Annotated in this window: 13 protein-coding genes; 4 read left to right on the forward strand and 9 right to left on the reverse strand. The window is 71.9% G+C overall.

Annotation, left to right across the window (positions count from 1 at the left end):
• Window positions 1–23 precede the first annotated feature (23 nt).
• The 8 genes from AC1DT4_RS05605 to AC1DT4_RS05640 all read right to left on the reverse strand — a co-directional run bounded on the left by AC1DT4_RS05605 (window position 24) and on the right by AC1DT4_RS05640 (window position 10,260).
• A complete protein-coding gene (locus tag AC1DT4_RS05605) occupies window positions 24–971 on the reverse strand; it encodes a phosphatase PAP2 family protein (RefSeq protein ID WP_477088788.1) in 948 nt (315 codons plus the stop codon).
• Between the two features lie 143 nt (window positions 972–1,114).
• On the reverse strand, window positions 1,115–1,462 hold the full coding sequence (locus tag AC1DT4_RS05610; protein ID WP_477088789.1) for a hypothetical protein: 348 nt from the start codon (window positions 1,460–1,462) through the stop codon (window positions 1,115–1,117).
• 187 nt (window positions 1,463–1,649) lie between these two features.
• Window positions 1,650–2,750: an ABC transporter ATP-binding protein gene (locus AC1DT4_RS05615; protein WP_477088790.1), complete on the reverse strand. Its 1,101-nt coding sequence runs from the start codon at window positions 2,748–2,750 to the stop codon at window positions 1,650–1,652.
• Window positions 2,747–3,739 carry an ABC transporter permease gene (locus AC1DT4_RS05620; RefSeq protein WP_477088791.1) on the reverse strand — a complete coding sequence of 331 codons (993 nt, stop codon included), beginning with the start codon at window positions 3,737–3,739 and terminating at the stop codon, window positions 2,747–2,749. Before AC1DT4_RS05620 ends, AC1DT4_RS05615 begins: the two co-directional genes overlap by 4 nt.
• A gap of 1 nt (window position 3,740) precedes the next feature.
• The gene (locus tag AC1DT4_RS05625; protein WP_477088792.1) at window positions 3,741–4,718 is read right to left on the reverse strand and encodes an ABC transporter permease; all 978 of its coding nucleotides are present in this window, start codon (window positions 4,716–4,718) and stop codon (window positions 3,741–3,743) included.
• Entirely contained in the window at window positions 4,715–5,824 is a 1,110-nt protein-coding gene (locus AC1DT4_RS05630; protein ID WP_477088793.1) for an ABC transporter ATP-binding protein, read from the reverse strand. The genes AC1DT4_RS05625 and AC1DT4_RS05630 overlap by 4 nt, the downstream gene beginning before the upstream one ends.
• 94 nt (window positions 5,825–5,918) lie before the next feature.
• Window positions 5,919–7,604 carry an ABC transporter substrate-binding protein gene (locus AC1DT4_RS05635; protein WP_477088794.1) on the reverse strand — a complete coding sequence of 562 codons (1,686 nt, stop codon included), beginning with the start codon at window positions 7,602–7,604 and terminating at the stop codon, window positions 5,919–5,921.
• Between the two features lie 121 nt (window positions 7,605–7,725).
• Complete coding sequence (locus AC1DT4_RS05640) at window positions 7,726–10,260, reverse strand: beta-d-glucosidase (RefSeq protein ID WP_477088795.1); 2,535 nt, start codon at window positions 10,258–10,260, stop codon at window positions 7,726–7,728.
• Between the two features lie 99 nt (window positions 10,261–10,359).
• Between AC1DT4_RS05640 and AC1DT4_RS05645 the strand changes: the two genes are divergently transcribed.
• The 4 genes from AC1DT4_RS05645 to AC1DT4_RS05660 all read left to right on the forward strand — a co-directional run bounded on the left by AC1DT4_RS05645 (window position 10,360) and on the right by AC1DT4_RS05660 (window position 13,881).
• On the forward strand, window positions 10,360–11,013 hold the full coding sequence (locus tag AC1DT4_RS05645) for a TetR/AcrR family transcriptional regulator (RefSeq protein WP_477088796.1): 654 nt from the start codon (window positions 10,360–10,362) through the stop codon (window positions 11,011–11,013).
• Window positions 11,014–11,087: 74 nt separating this feature from the next.
• A complete protein-coding gene (locus tag AC1DT4_RS05650; RefSeq protein ID WP_477088797.1) occupies window positions 11,088–11,825 on the forward strand; it encodes a response regulator transcription factor in 738 nt (245 codons plus the stop codon).
• A gap of 14 nt (window positions 11,826–11,839) precedes the next feature.
• A complete protein-coding gene (locus tag AC1DT4_RS05655; protein WP_477088798.1) occupies window positions 11,840–13,399 on the forward strand; it encodes a sensor histidine kinase in 1,560 nt (519 codons plus the stop codon).
• A 104-nt stretch (window positions 13,400–13,503) separates the two neighbouring features.
• On the forward strand, window positions 13,504–13,881 hold the full coding sequence (locus tag AC1DT4_RS05660) for a VOC family protein (RefSeq protein WP_477088799.1): 378 nt from the start codon (window positions 13,504–13,506) through the stop codon (window positions 13,879–13,881).
• A gap of 81 nt (window positions 13,882–13,962) precedes the next feature.
• Here the strand turns inward: AC1DT4_RS05660 and AC1DT4_RS05665 are convergent, their stop codons facing one another.
• Window positions 13,963–14,781, reverse strand: coding sequence for a hypothetical protein (locus tag AC1DT4_RS05665; protein ID WP_477088800.1), 819 nt, complete (start codon window positions 14,779–14,781; stop codon window positions 13,963–13,965).
• Window positions 14,782–14,833: the final 52 nt, after the last annotated feature.

The raw sequence follows: 14,833 nt of genomic DNA on the forward strand, positions 1-14,833 counted from the left end.
GCTGGGGACTCTACGGCGTCCCGTCAACCCCGAGGCAATCGGGATGCCGCGGCCTGCCGCAGCACCAGCATGACCGCGAACGCCACGCACGACGCCATCAAGGCGCCCGCGGCACCACCCAGATAGGCGGTCACCTGCTCCGCGCGGGCCTCGAGATCGGCCCGGTTCTGCCAGGTGTGCGACAGCGCGACGAACGCCGACGCACCGCCTGCGGCGCCGACGACAAGCAGCCCGGCGACCACCGCGCGCATGGTCGCGGGCGTCGGCGGCGGGTCACCCGCGACCCGCAGCGCGCCGGTGGCGGTCGACTGCCGGGCGGGCGTCACCGCGACCAGCGCGCACGCGATCGCGGTCCACGCCAGGACGACCAGCACGCCGGCGACCACGTCGGACGGCCGGTGCCACTGCCCGATGAGCGTCGAGACGCCGGTCGCCGTGGTGTAGCCCGCACCGAGCACCGCGGCCCAGGGCCGCACCCGCGGCGGGACGACGAGGAGCAGCGCCACCGACACCGACGCGGCGGCGGTGGTGTGGCCGCTGGGCAGGGTGTTGCCGTACGACGCCTCGACCCCGAGCTCCGGCCGGTAGAACACGACGTTCTTGAGCACCCGCGTGGTGAGGTTGGCGCCGATCATCAGGACCGCCACCTGCACGGCCAGGGACCACCGTCGGCGGAGAGCGGCGATGAGCATGGCCGCGACGAGCACGACGGCGATGAACCCGACCGAGACGACGTCGAGCACGCGCTCGGCCACCCGCCACAGCTGCGTCTGCCCGTAGGCCGCGCCCTGCAGCGCCGCGTTCTCCACCTCCTGGCCGCCGAGGGTGTCGACGAAGACCCGCCACAGCACGTACACGCCGACGAACGAGACCACCGCGACGAGCAGCGACACCGCGACCACGCCCGCGCGCCGGTCCCGGGTCGCCGGGGCCGGCCGCACGGGTGCGGGGATGACGGGGGTGTCGCTCACCGGACCACGGTAGGTCACCGCGGCCGGCGAACCGGACGCCGTTCCACCCCCTCGTCGGGTGTCTCCGGACCGCGCACACCATCCCCACGACGTCTGCAGATCCGGTCGTCCGGCCGCTCGATCGTGCGGACGTCGTGGTGGTGTCAGGGTTCGGGCGCCGGCTGCTCCGGCCCGACGACCACCGCGTGCCGGCAGCCGCCGAGCCGCGCCCGCACGTCCGCGTCCGCGTTGATGCACAGCAGGCACCCGCCCCGGCGCTCGAGCTCCCAGCCGGCCTCGTCGATGGCGTCGGCCGCCCGCCCGCTGCGCAGGCTCACCGCCGCGAGGTCGAGCACCACGAGCGACGCCGATGCCGACAGCGCGCCCAGCAGCGCGCGGAGATGGCCGACGTCGGCGCGCCCGAACGACCCCGCGGGCCGCACGTTGGCGGTCAGCCAGGCGGGCTCCGGTCCGGCGGTCCCGATGGGTCCTGCTGCGGTCACCGTGCTCATGGCGGGCCTCCCGGCTCTGTCGGTCACGTGGTGCTCCACGTGCTCGACCTCCACTCCACCCACGCCCGCTGTGGACTGCCTGGACGTGACCGTCTCTTTACCTGTGGTTCGCAGGGGGCACGGCCGAAGGACCGCCCCGCCCCCGGGTAGCAGCCCTGTGGAGAGGGACCCGGGGGCAGGGCGGGGATCAGCGGACCGACAGCTCCACGGGCACGGGCGCCGGCTGGAACCCGGCGGCCGCGACCGCCGCGGGGTCGTGCCGGAGGCACGCGACCGACCGGCGCGGGTCGTCGCCCTCGACCAGGGGCGCGACGAGCTCCGGGGTGATCGACGCGCAGGCGTCGAACACGTGCGCGCACCGGTCGCGGTACGGGCAGCCGCTCGGCAGGTTCGACATGTCCGGCGGCGAGCCCGGGATGCCCGTGAGCTCGCGCCGCGGCCCGCGCAGGGGCGGGAACGAGTGCAGGAGCGCGTCGGAGTACGGGTGCCGCGGACGGCGGTACATGTCCTGCGCCGAGGCGTCCTCGACGATCTCGCCGGCGTACATGATCGCGATGCGGTCGGCGATCTCGATGAGCAGCGAGACGTCGTGCGTGATGAAGATGACGGAGAACCCGAGCCGGTCGCGCAGCTCCGCGATCTGCTCGACGATCTGCCGCTGCATCACCACGTCCAGGGCCGTCGTGGGCTCGTCCATGATCAGGACCTGCGGGTCCAGCGCCAGGGCCATCGCGATCATCACGCGCTGCCGCATGCCGCCCGACAGCTGGTGGGGGTAGTCCCGCAGCCGGTCCGCCGAGATCCCGACGAGCTCGAGCATGCCGGCGGCCCGCTCGAGGGCCTCCTTCTTGCTCACGCCGGGGATGTGCGCGGAGATGGCGTCGGCGATCTGGCGCCCGATCCGGTAGACCGGGTTGAGCGAGTTCATCGCGCCCTGGAACACGATGGCCAGGTCCTGCCAGCGCGTGGCCCGCAGCTCCTGGTCGTTGAGCGTGAGGATGTCGGTGGACTGCCCGGACCGGTCGGTGAAGATGACCTCGCCGCCGGTGATGAGGCCAGGGGGCGGCAGCAGCCGGGTGGCCGCGTAGGCGAGCGTCGACTTCCCGCAGCCCGACTCGCCCGCGAGGCCGAGCACCTCGCCGCGGTTGAGGGTCAGCGAGACCTGGCGCAGCACGTGCGTGGGGTCCTCGTCGTACCCGTAGTCGACCGAGAGGTTCTTGATCTCGAGCACGGGATCGGTGGCGGCGGCGTTCGCCCGGAACGCGCGCTGGGCGGTCACGGAAGTCATGCGCGGTCCTCCTTGGCCTCGTAGACCACCGGCGTGAAGCCGATGCGCGGGCGGATCTTGCGCTGGCGCATCGAGCGGGCGTTGAGCCCGACGCTGCGCAGGCGCGGGTTGACGAACTCGTCGATACCGAAGTTGATGAGCGTGAGCGCCATGCCGAGCAGGGCGATGAGCAGCCCGGCGGGCACGAACCACCACCACGCGCCGCGCTGCAGGGCGAGCTGGGCCTGGGCCCAGTACAGGACCGTGCCCCAGTTCCACTCGTTGGTCGGCGTGATGCCGACGAACGACAGCGTGATCTGCGAGAGGACGGCGAACCCGACGGTGCCGACGAAGCCCGCGGCGATGATCGCCGTGAGGTTGGGCAGGATCTCCGCGGTGATGATGCGCCACGTGCTCTCGCCGTTGGCGCGCGCGGCCTCGACGAAGTCCCGTTTCCGGAGCGAGAGCGTCTGCGCCCGCAGCACGCGCGCACCCCACGCCCAGCCGGTCGCCGCGATGACGAGCGCCACGGTCAGCCCGCCGGCCGACGGGAGCTGCCCCGCGATGATGATGATGAGCGGCAGCTGCGGGATCACCAGGAACACGTTGGACAGCGCGGACAGGGACTCGTCGCCGAGGCCACCGATGTAGCCCGCGGTCACGCCGACCAGCACGCCGATCACCGTCGCGACCGTGCCGGCCACGAACCCGACCACCAGCACGCTGCGGGTGCCCAGGATCAGCTGGCTCATGATGTCCTGCCCCTGGTGCGTGGTGCCCATGAGGTGCTCCCACGACGGCGGCTGCAGGATCGCCTTGCTGCGCGCGTTCGGGTCGTACGGCGCGATCCACGGCCCGATGATGCCGATCAGGAAGAAGAACCCCAGGATCCCGAGGCCCGTGAGGGCCTTGGTGTTCCGCATGAACAGGAACCGACGCTTGCCCTTGCGGGGCGGGGTCGCCTCCGGGGAGACCTCGAGGTCCTCGAGGAACGCGGCTTCGACGGTCATGTCAGCCCTCCTGACGCGTACGGGGGTCGAGCACGCCGTAGGCGAAGTCGGCCAGGATGTTGGCGAGCAGCACCGCGAAGGTGATCACCAGGAAGCAGCCCTGCATGAGGGGGTAGTCCTTCGCGTTGACCGCGCTGAACAGGTAGTAGCCGATGCCCTGGTACGAGAAGACGATCTCCATGACCAGGGTGCCGCCGACGATGAACCCGAGCGACAGGGCGAAGCTGGACACCTGCGGCAGGATCGCGTTCCGAGCGGCGTAGCCCATCCGCACGGTCCGCTCCTTGAGGCCCTTGGCCTGCGCCACCGTCACGTAGTCCTCCGAGGACACGGTGACCATCATGTTGCGCATGCCGAGCATCCAGCCGGCGATCGACGACACGACGATCGTCATGGCCGGCAGGAACCCGTAGTAGATGACAGACCCGATGAACTCCCACGAGAGGTTGGGCACCATGCTGCGGTCGTAGCTGCCGCTCGCCGGGAACCAGCCGAGCGTCACCGAGAACAGCGAGATGGCGATCAGGGCCAGCCAGAAGTACGGCACCGCCGAGAAGAACGTCGACAGCGGCAGCAGCCCGTCCATCCAGGTGCCGCGGCGCCAGCCGATGCCGGTACCCACCAGCGTGCCGATGGTGAAGCTGATGATCGTCGCGACGCCGACCAGCCCGATGGTCCACGGCAGCGCCTGCTTGATCACGTCGATCACCGGCGCCATGTACGTGAACGAGATGCCGAGGTTGCCGTGCAGCAGCAGCCGCCAGTACTCGACGTACTGGTCCCAGAGCGACATGTTCTTGTCCAGCCCGAACAGCGTGCGCAGCGCCTCGGCCGCGTCGGGGCTGATCCGGCCCTGGTTCTTGGCGATCAGGGCGCTCACCGGGTCGCCCGGCATGATCCGCGGGATGAAGAAGTTGATGGTGATCGCCGCCCAGGCGGTGATCAGGTAGAACACGATGCGTCGCGCGAAGAACCTCATCGCCCGTCCTCCTTCACTGCCTCGACGGCGGCGATGAGCGCCGCGTCGACCGGGGGGCGCTCGCCGTACGCGTCGAGCACCGAGCCCAGCAGCGGGCGGTCCTCGCGGTCGGCGTAGCCCCAGCAGGCGGCCTCGCGGCCCTCGCCGACGGTCATGAGCGGCGGCACCTCGGTGCGGCAGACGTCGTTGGCGAACGGACAGCGCGGGTTGAACCGGCACCCGGCCGGCGGGGCGACGAGGCTCGGGGCCTCGCCGCGGGCGCCGCGGGCGCGGGCCTCGAGGTCGTCCGGGTCCGGGGCGGAGCGGACGAGCAGCTGCGTGTACGGGTGCTTCGGGTCCTGCGTGACCGACTCGGAGTCGCCCTTCTCGACCACCCGGCCGGCGTACATGACCATCGTCGTGTCCGCGAAGTACCGGGCGGACGCGATGTCGTGCGTGATGTAGAGGATCGCCAGCTGCAGCCGGTCGCGCAGGTCGCGCAGCAGGTTGAGGATGCCGAGCCGGATCGAGACGTCGAGCATCGAGATCGGCTCGTCGGCGAGCAGCACCTCGGGGTCGGCGGCGAGCGCGCGGGCGATGGCGACGCGCTGGCGCTGGCCGCCGGACAGCTCGTGCGGGAACTTGTCGATGTACCGGACGGCCGGGCGCAGCTGGACACGGTCCAGCAGTTCCTCCAGCGCGGCCTCGAGCTCGACGCCGCGCAGACGACCGCGGTGGATCTTCAGGCTGCGGGTGAGCGTGTACCGGACCGTGTGCACGGGGTTCAGCGACCCGAACGGGTCCTGGAAGATCATCTGGACCTTGCGCACGTACTCGCCGAACGCCCGCCGGTTCTTCGCGGTGGCGTCCTGGCCGTGCAGCAGGATCTGGCCGCCCGTGACGGGCATCAGCTGCGCGAGCAGCCGCGCGATCGTGGACTTGCCGGAGCCCGACTCCCCCACCAGCGCGACCACGCGGCCGCGGTACAGCGAGAGGTCGACGTCGTCGACGGCGTGCACCACCTTGTGGGAGCGGAAGCCGCGGACGGGGAAGTGCTTGCGCAGGTCGATGGCCTGCAGGACGGGGGCGTCCTCGCCGTCGGGCGGCACTGCCTGGGGGGAGGTCATCGGATCACCTTGGTCGGGAGTGTGCGGGCCGGGCACGAGGTGCGGCGGGCGAGTGGGTCTCGCCCGCCGCGACCTCGCGTCATCTCATCTCAGCTCAGTTGGACGGCTTGAGCTTCGACAGGATCAGTGCGGCCTGCGGACCCGTCGGCTGCGGGTTCGCGTACGGGTCCTCATCGGTCGGGAAGCCCGTGTAGTTGACCGTCGAGTACTGCGCGACGGCCGGGCGCGACCAGATGACCAGGCCCGGGACGTCCTCGACGAAGTGCTTCTGGACGACGTCCAGGGCAGCGGCGCGGTCGGTGTCCGAGGTGCCGGCCTTGTAGTCGGACAGCGCCTGGGTGACCTCGTCGTTCTGGTAGCGACCGAAGTTCCAGGTCGCCGACTCACCGAGCGGCACGTAGGACGCGCCGTCCATGATGTTGGAGTACATGTTCCAGGGCGTCGAGCCACCGTCGGTCCAGTGCAGCGAGGCCTGGAAGTTGCCGAAGGGGATGATGTCGTTGAACCACGTGTCCTGCACGACGCCCTCGACGGTCGCCTCGGCACCCAGCTTCTTCGCGCCCTCGCCGATGATCCCGAGCGCGTCGAGGTAGTCGGTCCAGCCGGTCGGGTTCTGGAGCTTGAAGGTGACCTTCTCGCCGCTCGGGTCGATGAGCGCGCCCGAGCCGTCCCAGGTGTAGCCGGCGTCCGTGAGGATGTCCTTGGCACCGTCGACGTCGACCGTGAGCTCGTCGTCGGCGTACGCGTCCGAGATGTACGCGTCGCCGGAGGGCTGCGGCAGGCCGGTCACGCTCTTGATCTGCGGCCACACGCCGTAGCCGGCGGTCGCCGAGATGTCCGCGCGGTCCACGACCATGTTCAGCGCCTTGCGGAACGCCACGTCGTTGAACGGCTTCGTCTCGTTGTTCAGGTAGAGCACGTCGACGCCGAAGCCGCCGCCCGCCACCTGGTGGAAGTGGTCGGGGTCCTTGGCGATGAACGTGTTCTCGAAGTCCGGGATGAACGTCCAGCCCCACTGCGCCTCACCGGTGGTGAGGGCCGTGGTCAGGCCCGCGTTGTCGTTGAACGTGTCGTACCGGAGCGTGCCGACGAGCGGCTTGGTGCCCCAGTAGTCGGTGTTCGGCTCGAGCGTCACCGACTGCGGCGTGAACGACTTGAGCTTGAACGGGCCCGTGCCGACCATGTCGTCGTCGGTCCACTTGACCGGGTCCTGGCCCTCCCAGAGGTGCTTCGGGACGATCAGGAGCTTGTACAGCTTGGCCTGGTTGACGTACTGGCCGGTGGTGAAGTTCACCGTGACCTTGTTGCCGTCGACCGAGATGTCGCCGTACTGGTCGGGGAAGTCGGTGTTCAGCTCCTTGTTGTCCTTGCGGAGCTGGATCGAGTACGCGATGTCGTCGGCGGTGAAGTCCGTGCCGTCCGACCACTTCACGCCGTCGCGAGCGGTGATGACAGCCTGTGTCGAGTCGGCGTTCCACTCGACGGACTCGGCGAGCCACGGCGTCGGGGGGTCCGTCGGCTTGAGCTCGTTGACCTGCATGAGCGACTCGTAGACCGCGAACGCGTACCCGAGCGAGAGCGACGCGGAGCCGTTCGCGAGCGGGTTCTGGTTGGGCTGCTGCGGGCCGTTCGGCATGCCGATCGTCAGGATCTTGTCCGAGGCGCCACCGGTACCGCCGGACGAGTCGTCGCTGCCGCCCCCGCTGCCGGAGCAGGCGGTGGCGAGCAACGCGAGGGTGGCTGCCGTAGCGACCACCGTCGAGAGCTTGCGGATTCTCACGAGTGCCTCCTTGCACTGATGTCGGAACTGCTGGTCGTTCACTACTGGCCCGGCCCGACGGGACTGCGGATCTCGTCGGACCGGAGCTGCGGTGCCTGGTCGGGCTGCAGGTGCTGCGTGACTACGCCGGCGTGGACCTGGGGAGATCCACGTCGACCGTGAGGCGCAGGTCGACCGAGGACCGGCCTACGCGGATCGGGTAGGTACCGGCCGGGGTCACCCAGCCGGGCTGTGCCGAGTCCCAGGTCCGGAACGCTCGCGCGTCGACCCGCACCTGGACGTTCGCGTGCGCGCCGGCGGCGGCGTGCACGACGGCGAACCCGCCGAGCCAGCGGACCGGGCGTTCGCCCTCACCGCCGGGCTCGACGTACACCTGGACCACCTCGCGCCCGTCGCGGGCGCCGGTGTTGTGGACGGTGACGTCCAGGACGACGGACCCGTCGGGCTCGGCTGTGTCCGGCGCGAGAACGCGCACGGCCTCGTACTCCCACGTGGTCCAGCCCAGGCCGTGCCCGAACGGGGCGGCGGGGGTGCGGCCGAGCCTGAGCCACGACCGGTACCCGACGTGGATGCCCTCGTGGTAGTCGACGACCCCGCCGACGGGGATCGCGTCGGGCACCGGCACGTCGGACTCGTGTGCCGGGAGCGTCCAGGGCAGCCGGCCGGTCGGCTCGGTCACGCCGGTGAGCACGTCCCCGAGCGCCTCGGGCCACTCCTGGCCGCCGAGCCACGCCCACACCACGCACGGCACCTCGTCGAGCCACGGCAGCAGCACCGGGGCGCCCGCGTTGACGACGACGATCGTGCGGGGGTTCGCGGCGAGCGCGGCCTTGACCAGCTGGTCCTGCGTGCCGGGCAGCGCGAGGCTGGTCCGGTCGTAGCCCTCGGACTCGATCTCCTCGTTGGTGCCGACGACCACGACGGCGAGGTCGGCCGCGGCGGCCGCCTCGACGGCGACCGCGAGCAGCTCGTCCGGCGACGTGCCGGGGATGCGGTGCACCAGCTCGGCGCGGGCGAAGCTGGGGTAGCCGACCGGGTGGACGGCCTGCACGACCGCGTCGATCTCGACCGTCGTCGGCTCCGTCACGTCGATGACCAGCGTGGCGGGGGCCGGCTGGTTCACGCTCGAGTCGAGGATGACCTCGGCGCCGACCACGTGCTCGCTCGTCGAGAGCAGCTGCCCGCCGACCGTGATGGCGTGCTTGCCCACCGTCCCGACGCCGACCTCGTGCCGGCCGGGCTCGTCGAGCCGGACGGTCGTGCGGATGCGCAGCGCGGCGGCCGGACCGGGGACCTCGCGGAGCCAGCCGTTCCACGCCGTGACGTCCGCGCCGGCCAGCACCGCACCGTCGGCGTCGAGCAGCTCGCCGAGCGCCCCGACGTGCCCCTCGGGCGTCGTGCAGCGGCCGGCCAGGTCGAGCGAGGGCGGCAGGAGGCGGGAGACGGCGCCCGGGTGGACGTCGACCTCGACCTCGCCGAACGCCTCACGCAGCGCGGCCTCCGGGGTCGACGTGTGGTCCGGACGGACGTACGCGGAGCCGCCACCCTGCACGAACGGGTGAACGGCGTTGGGCCCGAGCAGGGCGATCCGGGTGACGTCGTCGGGTGAGACGGGCAGCGCGTGCTCGTCGTCGCGCAGCACGACCATGGACCGCGAGACCAGCTCGCGCAGGACGGCGCGCGCGTCGACGTCGGCCACCTGGTCGCGGCTCGCACCCGACGCCGGCACTCCCTCGAGGGCTCCGACGCGCTGGGCCAGCCGGAGCAGGCGGAGCACCTTCGCGTCGAGCAGCGACTCGCTGACGTCGCCCGCGCGGACGGCGTCGAGCAGGCCGTCGCCCCACGGGCCGTCGGGCCCGGGCATCTGCAGGTCGAGGCCGCCCTCGGCGGCGCCGACCACGGACTTGGTGGCCACCCAGTCGCTCATCACGACGCCGTCGAAGCCCCACTCGTCCTTGAGCACCCCGGTCAGCAGCGGGCGGTGCTCGGCGGCCGTGGCGGCCGTGGTGCCGTCGTCGATCCCGGAGTACGCGCTCATGACCGACCACGCCTGGGCGTCGTGCACGAGCTGCTCGAACGGGGCGAGGTAGACCTCGCGGAGCGTCTTCTCGTCGACGCGCGCCAGGTAGCTGGTCCGCTGCGTCTCGGAGTCGTTGGCGACGAAGTGCTTGACGCACATGCCCACGCCGCGGTCCTGCGCCGAGCGCACGACGTGCACGGCGATCGCGCCGGTGAGCACCGGGTCCTCGGAGTAGCACTCGAAGTGCCGGCCGCCGACGGGCGTGCGCTGCAGGTTCACCTGCGGGGCGAGCACGACGTCGACGCCGTGGCGGCGGGCCTCGGCGGCGAACACGCGGCCCAGCTCGTCGGCCAGGTCGACGTCCCACGTCGCGGCGAGCGCGCTCGGGGCGGGGAAGGAGGCCGAGGTCTCGTCGGCAGCCTCGGAGACACCGCGCACGCCGGCAGGCCCGTCGGAGACGTGCATCGCCCGCAGGCCGATGTGCGGGATCGCGGTGGTGGACCAGAGGCCGGCGCCGACGACGAGGCCAACCTTCTCCTCCACGGAGAGGGCAGCCAACAGGGCAGCGAGCCGGCTCTCGTTGTCGTGCTTGGGCCGTTCAGCCGTGGGCGGCTGGGTGGCCGTGTCGAGTGACACAGCGCGTGCTCCGATCCGACGTCGTTGTCTTCTGCCGAGAATGAAAGCACAACTTACTGACCTGTCAGTAAGTGCGATGATCACAGTATGGTTTCAGTCATGGACGACGCCGTTCCCCCCGCCGTGGTGCCGCAACGCCGCGCGCGGCAGCCCCGCCAGGCCACCGCCGAGCGCCGGGCGGAGATCCTGCGGGCTGCCGCCAACACCTTCGGGTCCAAGGGGTACAAGAACGGCTCGCTCACCGAGGTGGCCGAGCAGGTGGGCATCACGCACGCCGGCGTCCTGCACCACTTCGGCTCCAAGGAGCAGCTGCTGGTCGAGGTGCTGGAGTTCCGCGACAAGGAGGACGTCCGCGACCTCGAGGGCCAGCACATCCCCAACGGCATGGAGCTGTTCCGCCACCTGATACGCACCGCGCGGATGAACGTCGACCGGCCCGGCATCGTCCAGGGCTACTCGGTGCTCACAGGCGAGTCCGTCACCGAGAACCACCCTGCCCGCGGCTGGGTCACCGACCGGTTCACCATCCTGCGCGGCGAGATCCAGGCCGCGATCCTCGAGGTGGGCGGTGGGAGCGTGCCCGAGGACGTCGCCGCGTGCGCCGCGAGCTCGATCATCGGGGTCATGGACGGCCTGCAGGTGCAGTGGCTCCTCGACGACCGCGTCGACCTGCCGGCCGCGACCCAGTTCGCCATCGAGGCGATCCTCACGGCCGCGCTCCTGGGCGCTCAGCGCCCGCACCCGCTCGACTGACCGACCGAGGAACCCTCAGGCTTTTCACAGGTTCGGTCCAGGCTGACGTCAGGTAGCGGTTCGAACCTGGGCACATGACGACGACCGCCCTCCGCCGACCGGACGCCCTGACCCGTGCCGACGGCTCCCCCGTCCGCGCGCTCGTGGTCGACGACGAGCCCACCCTGGCCGAGCTGCTCTCGACCGCCCTGCGCTACGAGGGCTGGCAGGTCGACCACGCGCTGAGCGGCCACGCCGCGGTCCGCGCCGCCAAGGCGCTGGACCCCGACGTCATCGTGCTCGACGTGATGCTGCCCGACCTGTCGGGCATCGACGTGCTCCGCCGCGTGCGCGCCACGCACCCGAACGTCCCCGTCCTGTTCCTCACCGCCAAGGACGCGGTCGAGGACCGGATCGCCGGCCTCACCGCCGGTGGCGACGACTACGTGACCAAGCCGTTCAGCCTCGAGGAGGTCGTGGCCCGGCTGCGCGCCCTGCTGCGCCGCACCGGCGCCGTGTCGTCCCGCGAGGAGGCCGTGCTCGTCGTCGGCGACCTGCGCATGGACGAGGACAGCCACGAGGTGTCGCGCAACGGCGACGACATCCGCCTGACCGCGACCGAGTTCGAGCTGCTCCGCTACTTCATGCGCAACCCCAAGCGCGTGCTGTCCAAGGCCCAGATCCTCGACCGCGTCTGGCAGTACGACTTCGGCGGCCAGGCCAACATCGTCGAGCTCTACGTCTCCTACCTGCGGCGCAAGATCGACAAGGGCCGCACGCCGATGCTGCACACCCTGCGCGGGGTCGGCTACGTGCTGAAGCCGTCCGTCTGAGGTTGGCAATCTCCATGGGCACGCGTCCGCGGTGGACGTTGCGCCGACGCCTCGTCGTGGTCGTCGTCGCGCTCGTCGCCGTGGTCGCGGCGGCCATGGGCACCATCTCGACGCTCGCGCTGCGCGGCTCCCTGGTCACCCAGCTTGACGAGAAGCTGAACGGCGCGCACGAGCGGGCGGTCTCGGCGCCCCGCCTGGAGGCGGCACCTGACGGTGGGATCCTGCGGACGTTCCCGGGCGGCGGCGTCGGCCGGGACTTCTCCGGCAACGCCGGGCCCGGCCAGGCGGACGGCACGGTCAACGTGCTGCTCCCCCAGGGCACGCACCCGGCAGACCTGACTCTGCAGGAGGCGAACTACATCGCCGCGGACGGCACCCTCACCGCGCTCGACGAGCAGCAGGTCGACGAGATGCTCTCGGTGCCGACCGACGGCGACCCGCACGACGTCAGCCTTCCCGGCCTCGGCGCGTACCGGGCCGTTGCGAGCGTCACGCCGGACGGCACCACCGCGGTCACCGCGCTGCCGTCCGCGGCCGTGACCAGCACGGTCACCACGTTCGTCGTGGTCGAGATCGTCGTCGCTGCGCTCGCCCTCCTCGCCGCCGCGGCCGTCGGGGTCGTCCTCGTGCGCCGCGAGCTGCGCCCGCTCGACCGCGTGGTCGCCACCGCGAACCGGGTGGCCACGCTGCCCCTGGACCGCGGCGAGGTCGTCCTCGCCGACCGCGTGCCCGCGCAGGACACGGACCCCGCGACCGAGGTGGGCCAGGTGGGTGCCGCGCTCAACCAGCTGCTCGGGCACGTGGAGCAGGCGCTCGCCTCCCGGCAGGAGTCCGAGTCGCAGGTGCGCCAGTTCGTCGCCGACGCCAGCCACGAGCTGCGCACCCCGCTGGCCTCGATCCGCGGGTACGCCGAGCTGGTGCGCCGGTCCCCCGAGGAGATGCCCGTCGGCGCCCTGCAGGCGATGTCCCGCGTCGAGTCCGAGTCGCTGCGCATGACCGCCCTCCTCGAGGACATGCTGCTGCTGGCGCGGCTCGACGCCGGCCGGCCGCTGGCGTCGGAACCCGTCGACCTCACCGTGCTGGCCATCGACGCCGTCACCGACGCCCACGCCGCCGGCCCGGACCACGACTGGCGGCTGGACCTGCCCGACCCGGACGACGACGACCTCCTGCTCGTGGTCGGCGACGACCACCGGCTGCGCCAGGTGCTGGCCAACCTGCTCTCGAACGCCCGCCTGCACACGCCCGCCGGCACCGCCGTGACCGTCCGCGTCCGCCGGGCGGCCACCTCGGTCGTCGTGGAGGTCGCCGACGACGGCCCCGGCATCCCGCCCGCGCTGCGCGAGAGCCTGTTCCAGCGGTTCACCCGCGGCGACGCGTCGCGCAACAGCGCCACCGGCTCCACGGGCCTCGGCCTCGCGATCGTCGACGCGGTCGTGACCGCCCACGGGGGAACCATCACGGTCGGCGGCGCCACCGGCCCGGGCACGGGCACCACGTTCACGGTCACCCTCCCGGCCGCCACGACCCCGGTGCCGACCCTCACACCCCCGCGCACCCCGGCCCGCCTCTGAACAGGGCGGGCCCGACGTCCGATCCTGCGGACGTTCCGGTGGCTGGCACGGGTCTCGCGGGGGAACCTGGAGCGACTGCCGACGAATCTCACCGAGGAGTGTTCATGGCCGACCTCAGCAAGGCGTTCAGCGGGTTCTCCACCGACGACATCCCGGCCGCCAAGGCGTTCTACGGCGACCTGCTGGGCCTCGAGGTCACCGAGGAGAACGGGATGCTCTTCCTGCACTTCGACGGGCACGAGGTGCTGGTCTACCCGAAGGGCCCCGCCCACTCGCCCGCCACCTACACGGTGCTCAACTTCCCGGTCGAGGACGTGCCGGGCACCGTCGCGGAGCTGCGGCAGCGCGGCGTGCAGTTCGAGAAGTACGAGGGCACTCCCGGCGAGACCGACGACGACTTCGTGTTCCGCAAGGGCGGCCCGCTGATCGCGTGGTTCACGGACCCCGCCGGCAACGTGCTGTCGATCATCGCCGCGAGCTGAGCTCCGGGCTCGCCGGCCCGACCAGGCCATGAGTGACGTCCCGCCGGGCGAGGGCGACACTCATGTCCCGATAGCGCTCGGCTACAGCGGGAACGCGTTGTAGAAGTCGACGACGTCCGCGACCGGCACCGTGGCCTGGAAGACCGTGGTCCCGTTGGTCCACACCGCGATGCCGGTGCCGTCGCCGGCGTTGGCGATCGAGTAGGTTCCCGCGACCGCACCGGCGGCCGTGACGTCGCCACTCTGCGGCAGGGCAGGGCCGTCGGGCGCGGCCGAGGCCGACGGCGCAGGCGGGAACGCCGCGACGAGCGTCGCCGCGAACGCGGCCGCCTCCTCGGGCGTCTCCCACTGGCCCGACCGGACGGTGACGGTGCCGCTGCCGCCGTCGGTGTAGGTCTCGGTGTACGCCTCGATGGCACCCGCCGCCTGCCACTCGGCGTCGGGGGCCGACGTGGCGAGCGCGTACTGCAGGACCGTCGCCGGCAGCGCCGTCGCGAAGGCCGTGGTCGCCGGCCGGGCGACGGGATCGACCGTGGGCGTCGGGGACGGCAGAAGAACCGTCGACGCGGCCGCGGGTGGCGGGGTGTCCGTGGACTCGCCGTTCGAGTTGACGACGATGGCGACGATGATCGCGGCGGCGACCAGCACGATCACCCCGATGATCGCGGGGATCAGCCAGCGGGGACGGCTCGACGTCGGGGCCGGTGCGGGCTCCTGGTCGAGCGTCGTGGCGGCTCGGGCCTCGGGCGTGACGGCCCCGAACACCGGTGCGGCCGGCGAGGGCGGCGTGGCCGGTCCGGGCGGCGGCGTCGTCGGACGCTGCGCCTGCCAGTTCGAGATCGGCGGCGGCGTCGGCGGACCGCTGGGCCGCTCGGGGCCGGGACGGCCGGTGTCGCTCATCGGGGCTCCCCCTTGCATCGCGTCGCCCGAACCCTCGTCGGACGCCCCGCAG

It is taken from the genome of Cellulomonas sp. P4_D11 (assembly GCF_056401915.1).